Origin of the sequence: Flavobacterium sp. MAHUQ-57, from assembly GCF_051908335.1 — a bacterium.
GTDB lineage: Bacteria > Bacteroidota > Bacteroidia > Flavobacteriales > Flavobacteriaceae > Flavobacterium.
In genome coordinates, this window is the sequence record NZ_JBPZTE010000007.1 from 1743225 (window position 1) to 1760710 (window position 17486).

Genomic DNA, 17486 nt, shown 5'->3' on the forward strand with positions numbered 1-17486 from the left:
GACGAAAATATAAAGACTGGAGGAGTAATAATACTTACTAGACAAAGTAAAGCAAGTGGTATATAAAATCTGGTTCTAAATCGGATTAAAAGAAATAAGGCAATGGTATTGATTACGAATGTCGCAAAAAACCACAATGTAAAAGCAGGAGAATCTGTATATTCATTTGAAATCAATACTGTACCAAATAAAAATTCAATCAAGAATGTGATTGCTATGTTTTTACTGAGATTTTCCTTCATGAAATTATTTAGTCTTCTCTCTAAAAATACTTTCTAAGTTTTTGCTTTTTAATGATAGTTGTAAAGTTTTTAAACCATTTTGTTGGGCAAAGTCAAAAACAGCAGGACGCATATCATTTTCAGTAGTAAATATCAATTCCCAGTTGTTTTCAGTCGTGTTGGTAGATGCCTTTAAGTTGGGTAACTCTTCAAGTAATGTTGCATTCACAGGTAAGTCAAATTCTACTTCAATAACTTGCTCTACCACTTCTTGAACTAAATTTTCAATAGTGTTATCGGTTACAATTTTTCCTTTATTGATAATAATTACTCGGTCACAAATGGCTTCTACTTCCTGCATAATGTGAGTCGATAGGAATACGGTTTTGTCTCTTCCGATATTTTTGATCAAATCTCGAATTTCAACCAACTGATTTGGATCCAATCCCGTGGTGGGTTCATCCAAAATCAAAACATCAGGATTGTGTAATAATGCAGTGGCTAGTCCAACGCGTTGACGGTATCCTTTTGATAATTGGCCAATTTTTTTATGCGATTCTGGAGTCAATCCTGTCAGGGTTATTACTTCTTCAATGCGGGATTTGTCTACTTTATAAACGTCGGCATTGAAGGTGAGGTATTCTTTTACATATAAATCCAGATAAAGTGGATTGTGCTCAGGAAGGTAACCAACCGATTTCTGTACATTGATTGTGTTCTCTTTTACATCAAAATCATTCACTTTGGCAAGGCCTTCGTCAGCATTGATATAGGTAGTCAAAATTTTCATTAAAGTTGATTTTCCTGCTCCGTTTGGCCCAAGAAAACCTACAATCTCTCCTTTATTAACTTTGAATGAAACATTGTCTAACGCTTTTTGTGCGCCATAACTTTTAGAAATATTCTGAACTTCAATTGACATGGAAAATGTATTTAGAGCAAAAGTAATAAATTTTAATTATAGCCTGATTGTAAATTAATGGTTCTTTAACGGTTTTTTGTTTATTGTTTTATTAAATTTGTTAAACAAAATAAATAAATCATGGCAAAGAAAAAGATAGTAGAAATTTCAAAGGATACCATAGTGTCAAATTACACCGATTATGTATTGACGCAGGGTAAGAAACCGCATTCAGTTTATGATTTTGCTAAAAGTATCGGCTTGGAAGAAGCAGAGTTCTATAAGTACTTTGCCTCATTTGAAGCTTTAGAAGAACAGTTTTTCTCCGACATGTTGCAATATACATTGGAATTATTGTCTACTACTTCGGAGTATGAGCAATATGACGCACCTCAAAAATTATCCTGTTTTTATTTTACGTTCTTCGAAGTAGCTACAGCAAATAGAAGCTTTGTAATGAATTTATTGCATCAGGAAAAAATGCCACTAAAAAATCTATCGAAGCTTAAAACCCTAAGAAAAGATTTCTTGAATTATGTCAAAACAGTTTTGGATACACCTTTTAAATTTGAAAATCAAAGAATTACAGATCTTCAAAATAGGGTGATACATGAAGGTGTGTGGTTACAATTTTTATCTATTTTCAATTATTGGACGGAAGATAAATCGCCTAGTTTCGAAAAGACAGATGTTTTCATAGAGAAATCGATAAAAGCAAGTTTCGACATGGTTTACAATGTACCTGTTGAAAGTATTTTGGATTTCGGAAAATTCATCTGGAAGGAAAAATTTGGAAACTTTAATTCGAGAAAATGAAAAAAATAGATTCAATTCCAACGAACAAAGTAGAACGAGTAGCTAAATTAGTAACTACTGGCGTAAAAGTTGGCGGGAATTACCTTAAATATTACGGTGAGAAAGTGGTTAATCCTAGTTTAACGAAAGAAAAACTACATGAAAACAATGCTTCTGATATTTACGACGGACTTAAAGAATTAAAAGGTAGTGCTCTAAAAGTGGCGCAAATGTTGAGTATGGAGAAAAATTTACTTCCTCAATCGTATGTGGAAAAATTTTCTTTGTCACAATTCTCTGTACCGCCGCTTTCAGCCCCATTAGTCCGTAAAACATTTAAAAATTATTTTAAAAAATATCCAGAAGATTTGTTTGATGAATTTTCTGCAGATTCTATCAATGCAGCAAGTATTGGTCAAGTACATAGAGCCAAAAAAGAAGGAAAAGAGCTCGCTGTAAAAATTCAATATCCAGGAGTCAGAGAGAGTATCAGTACAGATATTGCGCTAGTCAAACCAATTGCCATTCGGATGTTTAATTTGCAAGGTACATCTGATGAATATTTTCAGGAAGTGGAAGATAAACTAACAGAAGAAACTGACTATCAGTTGGAACTGCAACAAAGCGAAACTGTTCGCAAAGAATGTCAGCAAATTGAAAATTTAAAACTACCAAGTTATTATCCGCAATTTTCTTCTGATAAGATTATAACAATGGATTGGATGAATGGAGTGCATTTGTCTGAGTTTTGTGCAACTGAAACTTCACAAGAAAAAAGGAATAAAGTGGGACAGACGTTGTGGAATTTTTATATGTACCAAATTCATCAATTGAAAAAATTTCACGCGGATCCACATCCTGGTAATTTTTTGGTAGATGAAGAAGCGAATTTAATTGCGATAGATTTTGGCTGTATGAAACAAATTCCAGAAGGGTTTTACAAACCTTATTTTGAAGTTTCCACACCAAGTGCTTTAGCGGATATGGACTATTTTAAGAAAAAATTATTCGAATTGGAAATTTTAAAGTCAACCGATACGCCAACAGAAATGGATTTTTTTACGGCCATGTTTCACGAATTGTTAACGGTGTTTACCGAGCCGATTCATAAAGTAGATTTTGACTTTGCCAATCCAGAGTTTTTTGGAAAAATTGCTTCATTAAGTGAAAAATTTGCTAATGACAAACAGCTTCGTAAAATGAACGGGAATAGAGGTTCAAAACATTTTATTTATGTAAACCGAACTTTCTTTGGCTTGTACAATTTAATGTTTGATATCAAAGCGAAAATTAAAATCAACGACTTTGAAAAATACTTATCATAAAGGAAATAAATCCTACTTGCCTTTCAAAATATGTAGCTCTTGCGACAAACCATTTTCATGGCGAAAAAAATGGGAGAAAAACTGGGAAGAAGTCAAATATTGTAGCGATGCATGTAGAAAAAGGAAAGTAATAAATCATTTGGAGTAAATTTTTGATTTATTAAATAAAATAGTCAAAGTATGATTTTGCGATTGATTTTAGGCGACCAATTGAATAGCAACCATTCTTGGTTTCAAGAAGAGGATGTGTCACGCTATTTGTATGTTTTGATGGAAGTAAAGTCTGAAACCGAGTATGTGCTACATCATCATCAGAAAGTGGTGGCTTTTTTCGCCGCGATGCGCAATTTTGCCGAAGAATTGAGATCCAAAGGTTTTCAAGTATATTATTTTAAAATTAACGATGCGGTTAATCATCATTCTTTTGAAAAAAATATTCAGTTTTTACAATCCCAATTTCAAGTTGAAGCGCTGCATTATCAATTGCCGGATGAATATAGATTGTATCAGGAATTTAAAAGTTTCAAAGGACTTTTTCCATTTGAAGTTAAAGCATTTGAAAGCGAACATTTTTATTGCAGTTTAAAAGAAATTGCGGACTTAGGTGCGGAAAAGAAATTCTATTTGCTTGAAAATTTTTATCGGTACTTACGGAAGAAATTCCATGTTTTAGTGGTAAATGATAAACCTATAGGAGGCAAATGGAATTTTGATTCGGAAAATAGAAACAAATGGAAAAACCAAGTGACCGTTCCTTGCGCATTACTTTTTAAAAATGAAGTGACAGATATACTAGATGATTTGAAGGAAAAAGAAATCATCACTTTTGGAAAACAACTAACCGTTTCAAATTATCCTAAATCAAGAAAACAAGCATTAGAACAATTGGACTATTTTTTTAAGTTTCTATTACCTCATTTTGGGACGTATCAGGATGCTATGCATTCGGAGGAAGCGCTATTGTTTCATTCTAATTTGTCTTTTGCGCTGAATGTGAAAATGATAAGTCCTAAAGAAGTTGTCCAAGAAACCGAAAACTATTTTTATCAACATCAAGATACAATCGCATTAGCACAGGTGGAAGGGTTCATTCGCCAAATATTAGGTTGGCGTGAATATGTAAGAATGGTGTACTGGAATAAATTTGAAGAAGTAAAAACTAGTAATTTTTTAGAAAACAAATATCCATTACCTTCAGTGTATTGGACAGGGAAATCAAAAATGAAATGTGTATCAACATGTGCGCAAAACTCCTTGGACAATTCCTATGCACATCACATTCAAAGGCTGATGGTGTTGGGTAACTATGCGCTATTGATGGAAACACATCCGGATGAAGTCGATGCCTGGTATCTTGGTGTGTATGTTGATGCAATAGAATGGGTGCAGTTGCCGAATACACGAGGAATGAGCCAGTTTGCAGATGGTGGAATTGTGGCGACCAAACCTTATATCTCTTCTGGTAATTATATTGATAAGATGAGTAATTATTGTTTGGATTGTACCTATGATAAAAAAACCAAAATTGAGGAGGATAGTTGCCCATTGAATAGTTTGTATTGGCATTTCTTAGATCGAAATAGAAATCGATTTGAAAACAATCAACGCATGAAAATGATGTATGCTTTGTTGAACAAAATGGATAAAAACGAATTAGAAAAAATAAATCAAAGAGCACAATTTTTAATTCAAACCAGAAATTGTTAAATGAAATGAATATAGAGAAAATTATTGCGCCTAGAATAAATTCTGAGTTGAAGGAAGCTGAAATTGATCGAATTATTGAAATGGCGTGGGAAGATAGAACACCATTTGAAGCCATTGAATATCAATTTGGACTACCCGAAAAAGAGGTAATTCAATTGATGCGAAAAGAATTAAAACGTTCGTCATTTAATTTATGGCGCAAGAGAGTAAACTCAGGAGTAAGCCAAAAACATTTGCGCAAACGCAATCCAGAAATTAACCGATTTAAATGCAGCCTGCAAAGACAAATCACAGGAAATAAAATAGCAAAAAGATAAAATTAATTATAAACCAATACATCTATATCCCATGACAAAAAATCCAGAAATAGATAAATCAAAGTTAGTCTCTTTTTCAATTGATGAAATTGGAGACAATCACTTGTTTACTAGCGTTGAGACACCCATGAAGCCTGATGCATTTGTTATGGCTGATGAAGAAAAAAAAGAAAAAATTGCTTTTCATTTTAGGGAAATTATGGAGGTTTTAGGTCTTGATTTGAACGATGATTCTCTAAAAGGAACACCACAACGTGTTGCAAAAATGTATGTTGATGAAATTTTTTGTGGATTAAATCCCGCGAATAAACCCCAAGTAGCACTTTTTGAAAATAAATACCAATACAATCAAATGTTGGTGGAAAAAAACATTACGTTTTATTCCAATTGTGAACATCATTTTGTGCCTATTTATGGTAAAATTCATGTCGCCTATATTTCAAAAGGTAAAGTGATTGGTCTATCAAAAATTAATAGGGTTGTTCAGTATTTTGCTCAAAGACCTCAAGTTCAGGAACGATTGACGATGCAAATCGGTTTGGAGTTACAAAAAATTTTAGAAACGGAAGATGTCGCAGTTATTGTAGATGCCAAACATTTATGTGTGTCTTCCCGTGGAATTAAAGATGAAAGTTCGGCAACAGTAACTAGTTTTTATGATGGTGTTTTTCAAAATGATCAAAAAATCACAGAATTACACAATTATCTTAAAATGTAATTTTTTTTTAAGATTCATAAATTAGTTTTATATATTTGTCAAATACAATAAGAAAGCAATGAACAACTTATTTACATATTTTAACAATTTTTTCTTTTACTTCTGGTATCAGATGCGGGATTGTTATTATGTAAACTTAAATTAAAGCAATAAATAAAGTTAATTATACAATACAATCCCGATGTAAAACCTACATCGGGATTTTTTTTTGTCCTATGGAAACTAAAATCGCAATTCAGGGTATTAAAGGTTCATTTCACCATCAAGTGGCAGAGCACTATTTCGATAGTGAAGTAGCTTTGGAGGAATGTATGTCATTTGGCGACTTGGTCAAAAGTTTATTGCATCAAAAAGCAGTAAAAGGAGTGATGGCTTTGGAGAATTCTATCGCTGGTTCAATCATTCCTAATTATGCGCTTATTGATCAGAACAACCTTCACATTATTGGTGAATATTATCTCCGAATCAATATGACACTGATGGCTTTAAGTGGACAAACTATCGCCGACATTAAAGAGGTACATTCTCATCCAATCGCCTTGCTGCAATGTGGTGTTTTCTTCAGTCAATATCCACATATCAAATTGGTTGAAAGTGCCGATACTGCTGAAACAGCACAAAGAATTCAAAGAGATCAGTTAAAAGGAATTGCAGCAGTAGCGAGTCCGGTAGCGGCAAAATTGTATGATTTAGATGTGTTGGCATCAGATATTCATACGATTAAAAATAACACGACTCGTTTTGTAATTGTCAAAACAACGAATAAAATCATTCCTGAAACCGAAATTAATAAGGCTTCATTGAAATTTGAGTTGGAAGACGAACAAGGGAATTTGGCGTATATACTTAATGAGATGAATCAATGTGGCTTGAATTTAACCAAAATCCAGTCCATGCCAGTGATTGAAAAACCTTGGACATATTCGTTTTTTATTGATGTGACGTTTGATAAATATGATCAGTATAGAAAGGCGAAAGCCATTTTGGAGTTGAAAACGAAAGAATTTAAAGTATTAGGTGAATATAAAAACGGAAGAGTATGATTGCAACTGCGAATCGATTGAAGAGTATCAATGAATATTACTTCTCTCAGAAATTAAAAGAAGTTCGTCAACTTATTTTGGATGGGAAACCCATCATCAACATGGGAATTGGAAGTCCAGATTTGGCGCCCTCTGATAAAGTGATTTTGGCTATTCAGAAGGCTTTATTTGATGAAAAAGCACACGAGTATCAAAGTTATCAGGGGTTGCCAGAATTGAGAAAAGGAATGGCTGATTTTTATGCAGTGCATTTTGGGATTTCACTAGATTCTAATAAGGAAATTTTACCGTTAATGGGTTCCAAAGAAGGAATTATGCATATTTCTATGGCTTTTTTGAATGAAGGTGACGAAGTGTTGATTCCAAACCCAGGTTACCCAACGTATCAATCAGTATCCAATTTGGTCGGAGCGACTTCAGTTTTTTATGATTTGTATGAAGCAAATAATTGGGAACCGGACTTCGAAGCGCTTGAACAACGCGATTTGACAAAGGTGAAATTAATGTGGGTGAGTTATCCTCATATGCCTACCGGTGCAAGAGGAAGTAAAGAGTTGTTTGAAAAATTGATTGCTTTCGCCAAAAAACATGATATTCTGATAGTTAACGACAATCCCTACAGTTTTGTACTGAATGACAATCCAATGTCAATTTTACAAATTGAAGAAGCAAAAGAAGTGGCTTTGGAACTCAATTCGTTAAGTAAAACATTCAATATGGCAGGTTGGCGCGTGGGAATGGTTTCGGGTAGTGAAAAGTTGATTGAAGCTATTTTGAAAGTAAAAAGCAATATGGATAGTGGCATGTTTTACGGTATTCAAAAAGGCGCGGTCGAAGCATTGAAATTGGGTAAAAATTGGTTTGAAAAGCAAAATCAAATTTATCTGAAAAGAAGAACACTAATTTATGAATTGGTAGAAAAATTGGGTTGCAATTGTGATAAAGAAAGTGTTGGGATGTTTGTATGGGCTAAAATTCCTGAAACTGAAGAGTCATCCGAAATTTTTGTAGATAAAATTTTGAGAGAAAACGATTTGTTTATCGTTCCAGGAACTGTTTTTGGCACGAATGGGGAAAGGTATATTCGTTTTTCGCTTTGTGTCGATGAAGAAAAAATAAAAGAAGTAATTAATAGATTTTAAAACCGATTACATTTGTGTAATCATTTGATATTATGGAAAATAAAAAAGAACTACATACTTGGTTAGATGATTTCAAACTGGCACATCCATTGGTGATTGCCGGGCCATGTAGTGCAGAAACCGAAGAACAAGTTATGGCTGTTGCCAATGAATTGAAAGCTTCTGACGTGTCTATTTTCAGAGCTGGGATTTGGAAACCGAGAACCCGCCCCGGGGGATTTGAAGGAGTAGGAGCAATAGGATTGCCATGGCTGCAGAGAGTAAAAAAGGAAACCGGACTATTAGTTGCCACCGAAGTTGCTACAGCGGAACATGTAAAATTGGCTCTGGAACACGATATTGATGTGTTGTGGATAGGAGCGCGAACTACTGTAAATCCATTTGCGGTACAGGAAATAGCCGATGTGTTGGCAAATACAGATAAAATTGTGTTGTTGAAAAATCCTGTCAATCCTGATTTGTCTTTATGGTTGGGTGGTTTAGAACGTTTGTATAACGCAGGAATTAAGAAATTAGGAGTTATACATCGTGGTTTTTCGACCTATGATAAATCCAAATACCGCAACAATCCAGAATGGCAAATTGCTATCGATTTTCAGAATAAATTCCCGGATTTACCTATTATTTGTGATCCTTCACATATTGCTGGTCGTCGTGATATGATCGAAGAAGTGTCACAACAAGCTTTGGACTTAAATTATGACGGTTTGATGATTGAAACACATTGTACTCCGGATGAGGCTTGGAGTGATGCTGCGCAACAAGTAACTCCTGAAACCTTGAAGCAAATATTTTTGGATTTAAAGGTTCGTAAGGAAGATGATAAAACAGATGACTACAACCAGCGTATTTCAAAATTGAGAACACAAATTGATGAGTTTGATAGTAAGCTTTTAGAAATTCTAGGGAAAAGAATGAAAGTTGCCGATCAAATTGGTTTACTCAAGAAAGAAAAAAACGTGGCTATTTTACAAAATACACGTTGGAATGAAATATTGGGAAAAATGATTTTAGATGGTGAAGCAAAAGGCTTAAGTGAAGAATTTGTTTTGAAAATTTTCAAAGCAATACACCAAGAAAGTATCAATCACCAAGAAAAGATTTATAAATAAGATAAAGCCAATAGCGGCTTTATCTTACTTTTTCAATTTTCTAAAAATGAATCGGGTAATGTAAATCCCTTGGCCGTCTTTGTCGCCTGAATCGCTTTCAACGCCACTTAAGGCTTGGAATAATTCCCAACCTTCATTGGATAATTCATTAAGTTTAGAGGTGATTAAGGCATCATTTGCCGCGATGTTTTCAAATCGAATACCGCCTATGTTGTAAAAATTTAAAAGTTTCGTTTCTTCAAAATTTTCAACACGAATGTCGCCTCGATCACTTTTGTTTCTTCCTTCGCTATGTTGAGAAGTAAAATCTTTGTGGTTTCTTTTGTCTTCAACATCGATCAATCGGGATCTTCCTAATCCGTTTGGAACAATAGATTCAACACAAGTGACAACTTTAAATTCATATTGTTGTGCATTAATGGAATTAGCAAAGCAAATAAACGCAAAGAGTGATACGATTTTTTTCATAGTTAGTTAGTTTTTAAGTCGTAATAAAAATAATAAAAAATTTGTTTCTTGTATATTTGCCCCATGACAGGAATCGTATATAAATCTACCGGAAGCTGGTATACTGTAAAAACCAAAGACAATGTGTTTTTAGAATGCCGTATTAAAGGGAAATTTAGAATTAAAGGAATAAAAAGTACCAACCCAATTGCGGTTGGAGATGTTGTGGATTATGATTTGGATACCTCTGCCGATGTGACCGTTGGTGTGATTACTACGATTCATGACCGAAAAAATTATATCGTCCGTAAATCTGTTAATCTGTCGAAGCAAACACATATTATTGCGTCAAACATTGATGTGGTTTTTCTGTTGGTAACTATCAATAATCCGGTAACGACAACTAGTTTTATCGATAGATTTTTAGTAACTGCCGAAGCGTATGGGATTGAAGCGGTTTTGGTATTCAACAAGATTGATACTTTTGATGAAGCCGTTCTGGATGAACAACTGTACCTGCAATACATTTATTCTACAATTGGTTATAAATGCTTACGAGTTTCAGCGCAGGAAAAGAAAGGTTTGGAAGAACTGAAAGCAATGATGATTGGGAAGGTTTCCATGTTTTCGGGGCATTCCGGTGTTGGAAAATCGACATTGGTCAATGCTTTAGAGCCAACATTGAATCTGAAAACCAAACAGATTTCGGATTCACATAGCCAAGGTCAACATACTACTACTTTTGCGGAAATGTTTGATTTGAGTTTTGATGCTCGAATTATTGATACACCCGGAATCCGAGGGTTTGGTGTAGTCGATATGGAAAAACAGGAAATCGGGGATTATTTTCCCGAATTTTTTGCATTAAAAGAGCAGTGTAAATTCAATAATTGTTTGCATAAAGAAGAACCTCATTGTGCTGTTAAAGCGGCTTTGGATAAAGACGAAATTGCATGGTCGCGATATAAGAGTTATATTCAGATTTTGGAAGGAGATGAAGAACATTATCGAACCGATATTTATGGAGAAGGAAAAAACAACGAAGAGGTAGAATAATGAAAGCAGTTATTCAAAGAGTTTCAGAAGCATCTGTTTCGATTTCGGGGGAAAAAACTGCTGAAATCAGTAAAGGATTGTTAATTTTAATCGGAATTGAAGATGTATCAAATCAAGAAGATATCATTTGGTTGGCTGCGAAAATTGCGAACTTGAGAATATTTGCCGATACTGATGGAGTTATGAACCTGTCATTGAAAGATTGTGATGGAGAAGTAATCGTGGTGAGTCAATTTACATTGCACGCACAAACCAAAAAAGGGAACCGTCCTTCTTATAGTAAAGCTTCAAAACCAGAAATTGCCATCCCACTGTATGAGCAATTCGTAAGTCAGATGGAAAAAGAAATCGGAAAGCCAGTACAAACAGGTCAATTTGGTGCAGATATGCAAGTAAGTTTGATTAATGATGGTCCCGTAACAATAATAATTGACACAAAAAATAAAGAATAGATGAAGAGTTTGCATTCCTTTTTTTTACTGATAGTTCTGCTGTCTTTTAATAGACTCAGTGCGCAAAATATGGATCTATTAGTGATTGGAATTCCAGCCGAACTCTCACAAAATGCCAATAGTGTTGTTCGTTCTCAGGAAATTTCGATTGAAATCAAATCGATTTCCAATATGATTGTTAAGACCAAAAAAGTGGTAACAGTTTATAATGAAAAAGGATTGCGTAACGTAGATGCCTACGAACATTATGATAAAACGGAAAGTATTAATGCTATTGAAGCAACTATTTACAATGCTTTTGGGAAAGAGATTAAAAAGTTACGACGTAAGGATTTCTTTGACCAAAGTGTGGCTGACGGTTTTTCTGTAATTAACGATTCCAGAAGGTTATCACTAAATTATGTGCCAACTGAATATCCTTTTACAATTGTCTATCAAAGTGAAACGCAGACATCGAACACGGCTTTTATACCAAGATGGTATCCCGTTGATGATTTTAATGAAAGTATCCAAAAATCAAAATTTCGAATAAATTATCCTTCTGATTTGGGTTTCAAATTCAAGGAAGTAAATTTTGATGGAAAAAAAATTGTCAAAGAACAAACCGCAAATTCTATAGAATATGTTGTCGAAAATCTTCTTGCGGAAAGAGAAGAAGAACAAGCGCCATTTAAGTTTACCCATGTGTTATTCGGATTGGAAAAGTTTCAATTGGAGGGCGTTGAAGGGAATGCGAAAACATGGAAGGATTTCGGTCTTTGGATGAATGAAAAATTGTTGAAAGGGAGCAATGAAATTCCTTTAGAGACACAAAATAAAGTCAAAGCTTTGGTTGGCGATGAAACCGATCCGATTAAAAAAGCTAGAAAAATTTACCAATACGTTCAGGATAAAACACGGTACGTGAGCATTCAAATGGGTATCGGAGGTTGGAAACCCATGTTGGCTAAAGATGTCGACAGATTGGGGTATGGCGACTGTAAGGCATTGAGTAATTATACAAAATCATTACTGGAATTGGTTGGAGTGCCATCCTACTATGCGATTATTTACGGAGACGATGAGAAGAGAGATATTTTAGAAGATTTTGTTTCGATGCAAGGAAATCATGCCGTACTAGCCATTCCTCACAATCAAAAATTGACATTTTTAGAATGTACCAGTCAAACGCAGGCTTTCGGTTTTGAAGGGGATTTTACGGATGATCGATTGGCTTTAATTATCAAACCTGATGGTGGTGAAATCGTGAAAACGAATCAATATAGCAATACAGATAATGCCCAAATTACTACAGGTAAAGTTAAAATCAACAATGATGGTTCAATGCAAACCATTGCAACTGTAAACTATACTGGGATTCAGTATAATAACGTTGCGCCTATTGAAAAACTACCTCCCGATAAGATTAAGGAAAATTATAAAGAAAGATGGTCACACATCAATAATTTACTCGTTGATGAGGTGAAATTATCAAATAATAAAGAAAAAGTAGAATTCAAGGAGGAAGTGAAATTGAGTGCGGCAGGTTTTGTACAGAAAGTGGGCTCGGAAAAAATGGTAAACATTAATCTTCTTAATCAGAATCATAACATTCCGCAACGCTATAGAAATAGAAAAAACGGATTCGAAATTAAAAGAGGATTCTATGATGAAGATACCATCGAAATCGAATTTCCTGTTTCTAATAAATTAACTGCTAAACCTGAAAACACTACCATCGAGACAAAGTTTGGGACGTATAAGGCAGAAGTTTCAATTTTGAATCCAAATACATTACAGTACAAAAGAACACTTTTAATTAAAAAAGGAATGTACACCGCAACTGAATATGAAGAGTATAGAAAATTCAGAGAGCAAATAGCAAAACAAGACAATTCTAAAATAATTTTACAAGAGAATCAATAAGTCCATACACATATGAGAAACATTTTTATCGCTGTACTATCGATCATTTCGCTTCAGGCTTTTTCGCAGAAAAGAGAATTGGGTGAAGTAACCATTGAGGAATTAAAAGAGACAAAATATGCGAAAGATACATCGGCAGTAGCTTCGGTTATTTTTGAAAAAGGGCGTACCTATTTCGAATACAAACAAGGTGAAGGTTTCGATGTAATTACTGAGGTAGAAGCTAAGATTAAAATCTACAAAAAAGAAGGTTATGACTGGGCGAACAAAGAAATTGCTTATTATGTTGGTGGGAAAAGTGATCAGTCGGTAATGATTTCTAAAGCAGTAACCTACAATTTGGTTGAGGGTAAAATTGAGAAAACAAAACTGAAGTCGGAAGGTGAATTCACAGAGAAAAAAAATAAATTCTGGAAAATTAAAAAAATTACGTTGCCTAATGTAAAAGAAGGCTCAATTATAGAGTACAAGTATACATTAAGATCACCTTATATTTCAACGTTGCCAGAGTGGAGTTTTCAAAGAGAAATACCAGTACTGTACTCGGAATGTAAAGTTGGTATTCCAGAATATTATAAATACAATGTGTACAGAAAAGGAACTGTGCCACTTATAGAAACGAAGAATAAAACAAGTAAGACAGTTGCTCTTATTTCCAAATCAAGAACCCATGCAAATTTTCAAGGAAGTGTAACTAGTTCTTCTAGAGATGCATATGATTTTGTTTATAATGAAGATCAAACGATATACATCGCAGAAAATGTTCCGGCACTTAAAGACGAATCGTATGTGAACAACATTGAAAATTATATGTCAAGCATTCAGCACGAATTGCAAAGTGTTCAGTTTCCTCAGGCTCCATATGAGTTTTTTGCTACAGATTGGGATAATGTGGTGAAAAAGATTTATGAAGATACTGATTTCGGTCCGCAATTGAACAAAACAGGCTATTTTGAGAATGATGTAAAAGCTTTGTTAGAAGGTATAACAGATAAAAATGAAAAAATTGCAATTATTTTTAATTATGTAAAGTCACGCATGAATTGGGACGGTATGCATTCTTATTCATGTGATAAAGGGGTGTCTTCTGCCTATACAGATAAAATTGGAAATTCAGCTGAAATCAATTTGATGTTGGTGGCTATGTTGCGTTATGCAGGTATCGATGTAAGTCCGGTTATTTTGAGTACACGTGCCAATGGTATCGCATTGTATCCAAGTAGAAGTGCTTTTAACTATGTTATTGCAGGTGTCGAATTGCCTGATATGCTTCTTTTGTTGGACGCAACGAATAAAAATGCATTGCCTAATATTCTTCCAATTCGCGATTTAAATTGGGTGGGAAGAATTATCAGAAAAGATGGGACTTCAGCCCAAATTGATCTGTCATCTAGTATTATATCAAAAGAAATCACAAACTTGATGGCAAGTATGAATTCGAAAGGAGAATTCGAAGGAAAAATCAAAACACAAAATTTTGATTACAATGCTTTTCTATTTAGAGAAAACGATGGGAAGTTGGCCAAAGAAGCTTACCTTGAGAAGAAAGAAAAGGAACTGGACGGATCTGTCGTTGAAGAATATACAGTTGAAAACACTGGTGATTTGAATAAGCCTATTATTGAAACTTATTCGTTTAAAAACAGCAATTTAGTTGAAGTAATTGGTGATAAATTGTACTTTTCTCCGTTATTGTTTTTCTCCCAAACTGAAAATCCTTTTAAACAGGAAACGAGAGAGTATCCAATTGATTTTGTATTCCCAAGTCAGTCAAAATATTTAAATATCATCAATATTCCAGAAGGGTATGTAGTAGAATCTATGCCTACTGCAGTAGCCATTGTTTTTTCAGATGAGTTGTTGAGTTATAAGTTCAATATCAGTTCGAATGGTAAACAAATTCAGGTTTCTTCCGTTTTTGATGTTAAAACAAGTGTGTTGTCACCAGAAGATTACGAAGAGCTAAAAAGTTTCTTCGCAGAAATGATTAAAAAGCAAACCGAAAAAGTGGTGCTTAAAAAAGCGTAAAAATGAATTTTAAAGCAATTATTGCAGTATTAGTAGTTTCGTTTTGTCCATCTTTATCGGCTCAAAAACTAGAGCTCGATGCCGTTACTGTTGAACAATTAAATCAAAAAGTTCACCAAACTGAGACAAATGCACCTGCAGGGATTTTGTTTAAAAAGGCGACGACTAAATTCAAATATTTTGCAGATAAAGGATATGTAAGCTTTACCGAAGTTGATTTGAAAATTAAGATTTTTAAGAAAGAAGGTCTAGAATGGGCAAATTTTAAAATTCCCTATTTTGTTGGATACGATAATTTAGAAGATGAAACTGTGGAAATTGTTAAGGCATTTACATACAATTTTAAAAACAACCAGATTACGAAAGAAAAAGTAACCAAGACGGGAAAGATTGAAGAGAAGGTTAATGAATTTTGGAAAGCGAAAACGGTATTGTTTCCTAATGCAGAGGAAGGCTCAATTCTAGAATTGAAGTATATACTTAAATCACAAAATGCAGCAGTGCTGCCAGATTTTCAGTTTCAGTATGATATTCCTGTAGATTTTGCGGAGTATATAACCGAGATTCCGGAGTTTTATATCTATAAAGGAATTAAGAACGGTAGTTTGCAAGTCGACCTAAAAGAGACAATTGAAGAAACGGCCACAAAATATATTGATTCACATAACAGTTCAGCAGGATTCTATCACAAACAAATCAAGTCGGTTTATACGATAAAAAATATTCCTGCATTAAAAGAGGAGGCTTTTGTTACGAATATTCATAATTACTATGGCAAAATCGAACATGAACTCCAAACAGTTAGAATGCCAAATGAAAAGCCGGAGCAAATTTCCAAAACTTGGGGAGACGTTGCTTTGTCCATTTACGGAAAGCGTGAATTCGGAAAAGAAATTGAAAAACAATCGTATTATAATACTGATTTGAAAAGTTGGCTAACTCAATTGGATTCCGAAAAAAGTAAGCTTGAAAAAATTTTTACGACTCTTCAAGCCAGAATGAATTGGAATAAAAGCTATGGTTACATGCCAAAACAGCCTTTGAATTACGCTTACGAATCAAAAGTTGGAAATGCAGCAGAAATCAATCTGATATTGGTATCGATGTTGCGAACGGCAGGATTGAATGCGAATCCTGTTTTATTGAGTACGAAAGACAACGGCATTGCATTATTTCCCAACAAATCAAAAATTAATTTTGTAATAGCCTCAGTTGAAATTGGTACAGAACGATTTCTTCTGGACGCAACGGACAAATACACAACGATTTATTCGCTTCCAGTTAATAATTTGAACTGGAACGGTCAATTAATCAAAAAGGATGGGACTTGTGTTGAAATAGACTTGATGCCAAAAATAATCTCAAAAGAAAGTGTTAGTTTGATTGGAACGTTCCAAAAGGATGGTTCGGTGTCTGGGAAAGTCAGACAAGTACGCGCAGATTATAATGCATTGGTATTTAGACAAAATGAAGGGTTGAAAAGTCAAGATGCATATCTGGCTGAATTAGAAAAAGATTGGAAAGGTACAGAGATTAGTGATTATAAAATAGAGAATAAACAGGATGTTAATAAACCGATAGTGGAAATGTATTCTTTTAAGAATGATGGATATTATGAATCTATTGGAGATAAAATTTATTTTTTGCCTCTGGGATTTATGGCATATACTGAAAATCCATTTAAGGAAGAAAAAAGGGTCTATCCTATAGATTTTAATTTCCCGAATCAGGAAAAAATGTTATTTACAATTGATCTGCCTGAAGGGTATGTCGTTGAATCAATACCTCAATCGTTGAGTTTGACATTAAGTGATAAATCGTTATCGTATAAGTTTATGATTAGTAATACGGGAAAGCAACTTCAAGTTTCTTCAACTTTCGATATTAATACGAGTATAGTTGCTCCTCAGGATTACGATGAACTAAAAAGTTTTTTCTCCGAAATGATCAAAAAACAAACCGAAAAAGTAGTACTTAAAAAAGCATAATTATGGATTTGAAAAATGCGCAACTTGACGTTGACAACTGGATAAAAAATCATGGGGTTCGTTATTTTAATGAATTGACCAATATGGCGCAGCTTACCGAAGAGGTTGGGGAAGTAGCCCGAATCATCGCCCGCCGTTACGGTGAACAATCGGAAAAGGAAAGCGACAAGAATAAAGATTTAGGAGAAGAACTTGCTGATGTGGTTTTTGTAGTGCTGTGTTTGGCCAACCAAACCGGAGTCGATTTGCAATCCGCTTTCGATAAAAAAATGGACCTGAAAACAAAACGGGATCACGACCGCCATCATAACAACGAAAAATTAAAATAA

The 17486-nt window shown here is 34.2% G+C and carries 17 protein-coding genes; 15 read left to right on the forward strand and 2 right to left on the reverse strand.

Features of this window, described 5'->3' with window-relative positions:
* Window positions 1–246 precede the first annotated feature (246 nt).
* Window positions 247–1143, reverse strand: coding sequence for a gliding motility-associated ABC transporter ATP-binding subunit GldA (gene gldA / locus ACS8MM_RS15740; protein ID WP_379718830.1), 897 nt, complete (start codon window positions 1141–1143; stop codon window positions 247–249).
* Window positions 1144–1263: 120 nt separating this feature from the next.
* On the opposite strand from gldA, the gene ACS8MM_RS15745 reads away from it, so the two are divergent.
* The 9 genes from ACS8MM_RS15745 to ACS8MM_RS15785 all read left to right on the forward strand — a co-directional run bounded on the left by ACS8MM_RS15745 (window position 1264) and on the right by ACS8MM_RS15785 (window position 9281).
* Complete coding sequence (locus ACS8MM_RS15745) at window positions 1264–1938, forward strand: TetR/AcrR family transcriptional regulator (protein ID WP_379718833.1); 675 nt, start codon at window positions 1264–1266, stop codon at window positions 1936–1938.
* On the forward strand, window positions 1935–3242 hold the full coding sequence (locus ACS8MM_RS15750) for an ABC1 kinase family protein (RefSeq protein WP_379718836.1): 1308 nt from the start codon (window positions 1935–1937) through the stop codon (window positions 3240–3242). The genes ACS8MM_RS15745 and ACS8MM_RS15750 overlap by 4 nt, the downstream gene beginning before the upstream one ends.
* Before the next feature lie 16 nt (window positions 3243–3258).
* Window positions 3259–3390: a DUF2256 domain-containing protein gene (locus ACS8MM_RS15755; protein WP_379719045.1), complete on the forward strand. Its 132-nt coding sequence runs from the start codon at window positions 3259–3261 to the stop codon at window positions 3388–3390.
* Window positions 3391–3422: 32 nt separating this feature from the next.
* Complete coding sequence (locus ACS8MM_RS15760) at window positions 3423–4949, forward strand: cryptochrome/photolyase family protein (RefSeq protein WP_379718839.1); 1527 nt, start codon at window positions 3423–3425, stop codon at window positions 4947–4949.
* 5 nt (window positions 4950–4954) lie between these two features.
* Entirely contained in the window at window positions 4955–5266 is a 312-nt protein-coding gene (locus ACS8MM_RS15765; protein WP_379718842.1) for a TIGR03643 family protein, read from the forward strand.
* A 31-nt stretch (window positions 5267–5297) separates the two neighbouring features.
* The gene (folE, locus tag ACS8MM_RS15770; RefSeq protein WP_379718845.1) at window positions 5298–5984 is read left to right on the forward strand and encodes a GTP cyclohydrolase I FolE; all 687 of its coding nucleotides are present in this window, start codon (window positions 5298–5300) and stop codon (window positions 5982–5984) included.
* 215 nt (window positions 5985–6199) lie between these two features.
* Window positions 6200–7027 (forward strand): prephenate dehydratase, encoded by an 828-nt coding sequence (locus tag ACS8MM_RS15775; RefSeq protein WP_379718848.1) that lies wholly within the window; start codon window positions 6200–6202, stop codon window positions 7025–7027.
* A complete protein-coding gene (locus tag ACS8MM_RS15780; protein WP_379718851.1) occupies window positions 7024–8169 on the forward strand; it encodes a pyridoxal phosphate-dependent aminotransferase in 1146 nt (381 codons plus the stop codon). Before ACS8MM_RS15775 ends, ACS8MM_RS15780 begins: the two co-directional genes overlap by 4 nt.
* Window positions 8170–8201: 32 nt before the next feature.
* Window positions 8202–9281, forward strand: coding sequence for a chorismate mutase (locus ACS8MM_RS15785; RefSeq protein ID WP_379718854.1), 1080 nt, complete (start codon window positions 8202–8204; stop codon window positions 9279–9281).
* Between the two features lie 24 nt (window positions 9282–9305).
* Here ACS8MM_RS15785 and ACS8MM_RS15790 read toward each other — a convergent pair whose 3' ends face one another.
* Window positions 9306–9749, reverse strand: a complete 444-nt coding sequence (locus ACS8MM_RS15790; protein WP_379718857.1) for a hypothetical protein — start codon at window positions 9747–9749, stop codon at window positions 9306–9308.
* Window positions 9750–9812: 63 nt separating this feature from the next.
* Between ACS8MM_RS15790 and rsgA the strand changes: the two genes are divergently transcribed.
* From rsgA to ACS8MM_RS15820, 6 genes are all read left to right on the forward strand, one after another.
* Entirely contained in the window at window positions 9813–10784 is a 972-nt protein-coding gene (gene rsgA / locus ACS8MM_RS15795; RefSeq protein WP_379718860.1) for a ribosome small subunit-dependent GTPase A, read from the forward strand.
* Complete coding sequence (gene dtd, locus ACS8MM_RS15800; RefSeq protein WP_379718863.1) at window positions 10784–11236, forward strand: D-aminoacyl-tRNA deacylase; 453 nt, start codon at window positions 10784–10786, stop codon at window positions 11234–11236. The genes rsgA and dtd overlap by 1 nt, the downstream gene beginning before the upstream one ends.
* Window positions 11237–11305: 69 nt before the next feature.
* Entirely contained in the window at window positions 11306–13141 is a 1836-nt protein-coding gene (locus ACS8MM_RS15805; protein WP_379718866.1) for a DUF3857 domain-containing protein, read from the forward strand.
* Window positions 13142–13153: 12 nt separating this feature from the next.
* Window positions 13154–15169, forward strand: a complete 2016-nt coding sequence (locus ACS8MM_RS15810) for a DUF3857 domain-containing protein (protein ID WP_379718869.1) — start codon at window positions 13154–13156, stop codon at window positions 15167–15169.
* A gap of 2 nt (window positions 15170–15171) precedes the next feature.
* On the forward strand, window positions 15172–17157 hold the full coding sequence (locus ACS8MM_RS15815) for a hypothetical protein (protein WP_379718872.1): 1986 nt from the start codon (window positions 15172–15174) through the stop codon (window positions 17155–17157).
* Window positions 17158–17159: 2 nt separating this feature from the next.
* Window positions 17160–17486, forward strand: coding sequence for a nucleotide pyrophosphohydrolase (locus ACS8MM_RS15820; protein ID WP_379718875.1), 327 nt, complete (start codon window positions 17160–17162; stop codon window positions 17484–17486).

What these genes read in the sequence shown, in the direction of transcription:
- gldA (WP_379718830.1), bottom strand. Translation starts at nt 1,143, where the DNA reads ATGTCAATTGAAGTTCAGAATATTTCTAAAAGTTATGGCGCACAAAAA.
- ACS8MM_RS15745 (WP_379718833.1), top strand. Translation starts at nt 1,264, where the DNA reads ATGGCAAAGAAAAAGATAGTAGAAATTTCAAAGGATACCATAGTGTCA.
- ACS8MM_RS15750 (WP_379718836.1), top strand. Translation starts at nt 1,935, where the DNA reads ATGAAAAAAATAGATTCAATTCCAACGAACAAAGTAGAACGAGTAGCT.
- ACS8MM_RS15760 (WP_379718839.1), top strand. Translation starts at nt 3,423, where the DNA reads ATGATTTTGCGATTGATTTTAGGCGACCAATTGAATAGCAACCATTCT.
- ACS8MM_RS15765 (WP_379718842.1), top strand. Translation starts at nt 4,955, where the DNA reads ATGAATATAGAGAAAATTATTGCGCCTAGAATAAATTCTGAGTTGAAG.
- folE (WP_379718845.1), top strand. Translation starts at nt 5,298, where the DNA reads ATGACAAAAAATCCAGAAATAGATAAATCAAAGTTAGTCTCTTTTTCA.
- ACS8MM_RS15775 (WP_379718848.1), top strand. Translation starts at nt 6,200, where the DNA reads ATGGAAACTAAAATCGCAATTCAGGGTATTAAAGGTTCATTTCACCAT.
- ACS8MM_RS15780 (WP_379718851.1), top strand. Translation starts at nt 7,024, where the DNA reads ATGATTGCAACTGCGAATCGATTGAAGAGTATCAATGAATATTACTTC.
- ACS8MM_RS15785 (WP_379718854.1), top strand. Translation starts at nt 8,202, where the DNA reads ATGGAAAATAAAAAAGAACTACATACTTGGTTAGATGATTTCAAACTG.
- ACS8MM_RS15790 (WP_379718857.1), bottom strand. Translation starts at nt 9,749, where the DNA reads ATGAAAAAAATCGTATCACTCTTTGCGTTTATTTGCTTTGCTAATTCC.
- rsgA (WP_379718860.1), top strand. Translation starts at nt 9,813, where the DNA reads ATGACAGGAATCGTATATAAATCTACCGGAAGCTGGTATACTGTAAAA.
- dtd (WP_379718863.1), top strand. Translation starts at nt 10,784, where the DNA reads ATGAAAGCAGTTATTCAAAGAGTTTCAGAAGCATCTGTTTCGATTTCG.
- ACS8MM_RS15805 (WP_379718866.1), top strand. Translation starts at nt 11,306, where the DNA reads ATGGATCTATTAGTGATTGGAATTCCAGCCGAACTCTCACAAAATGCC.
- ACS8MM_RS15810 (WP_379718869.1), top strand. Translation starts at nt 13,154, where the DNA reads ATGAGAAACATTTTTATCGCTGTACTATCGATCATTTCGCTTCAGGCT.
- ACS8MM_RS15815 (WP_379718872.1), top strand. Translation starts at nt 15,172, where the DNA reads ATGAATTTTAAAGCAATTATTGCAGTATTAGTAGTTTCGTTTTGTCCA.
- ACS8MM_RS15820 (WP_379718875.1), top strand. Translation starts at nt 17,160, where the DNA reads ATGGATTTGAAAAATGCGCAACTTGACGTTGACAACTGGATAAAAAAT.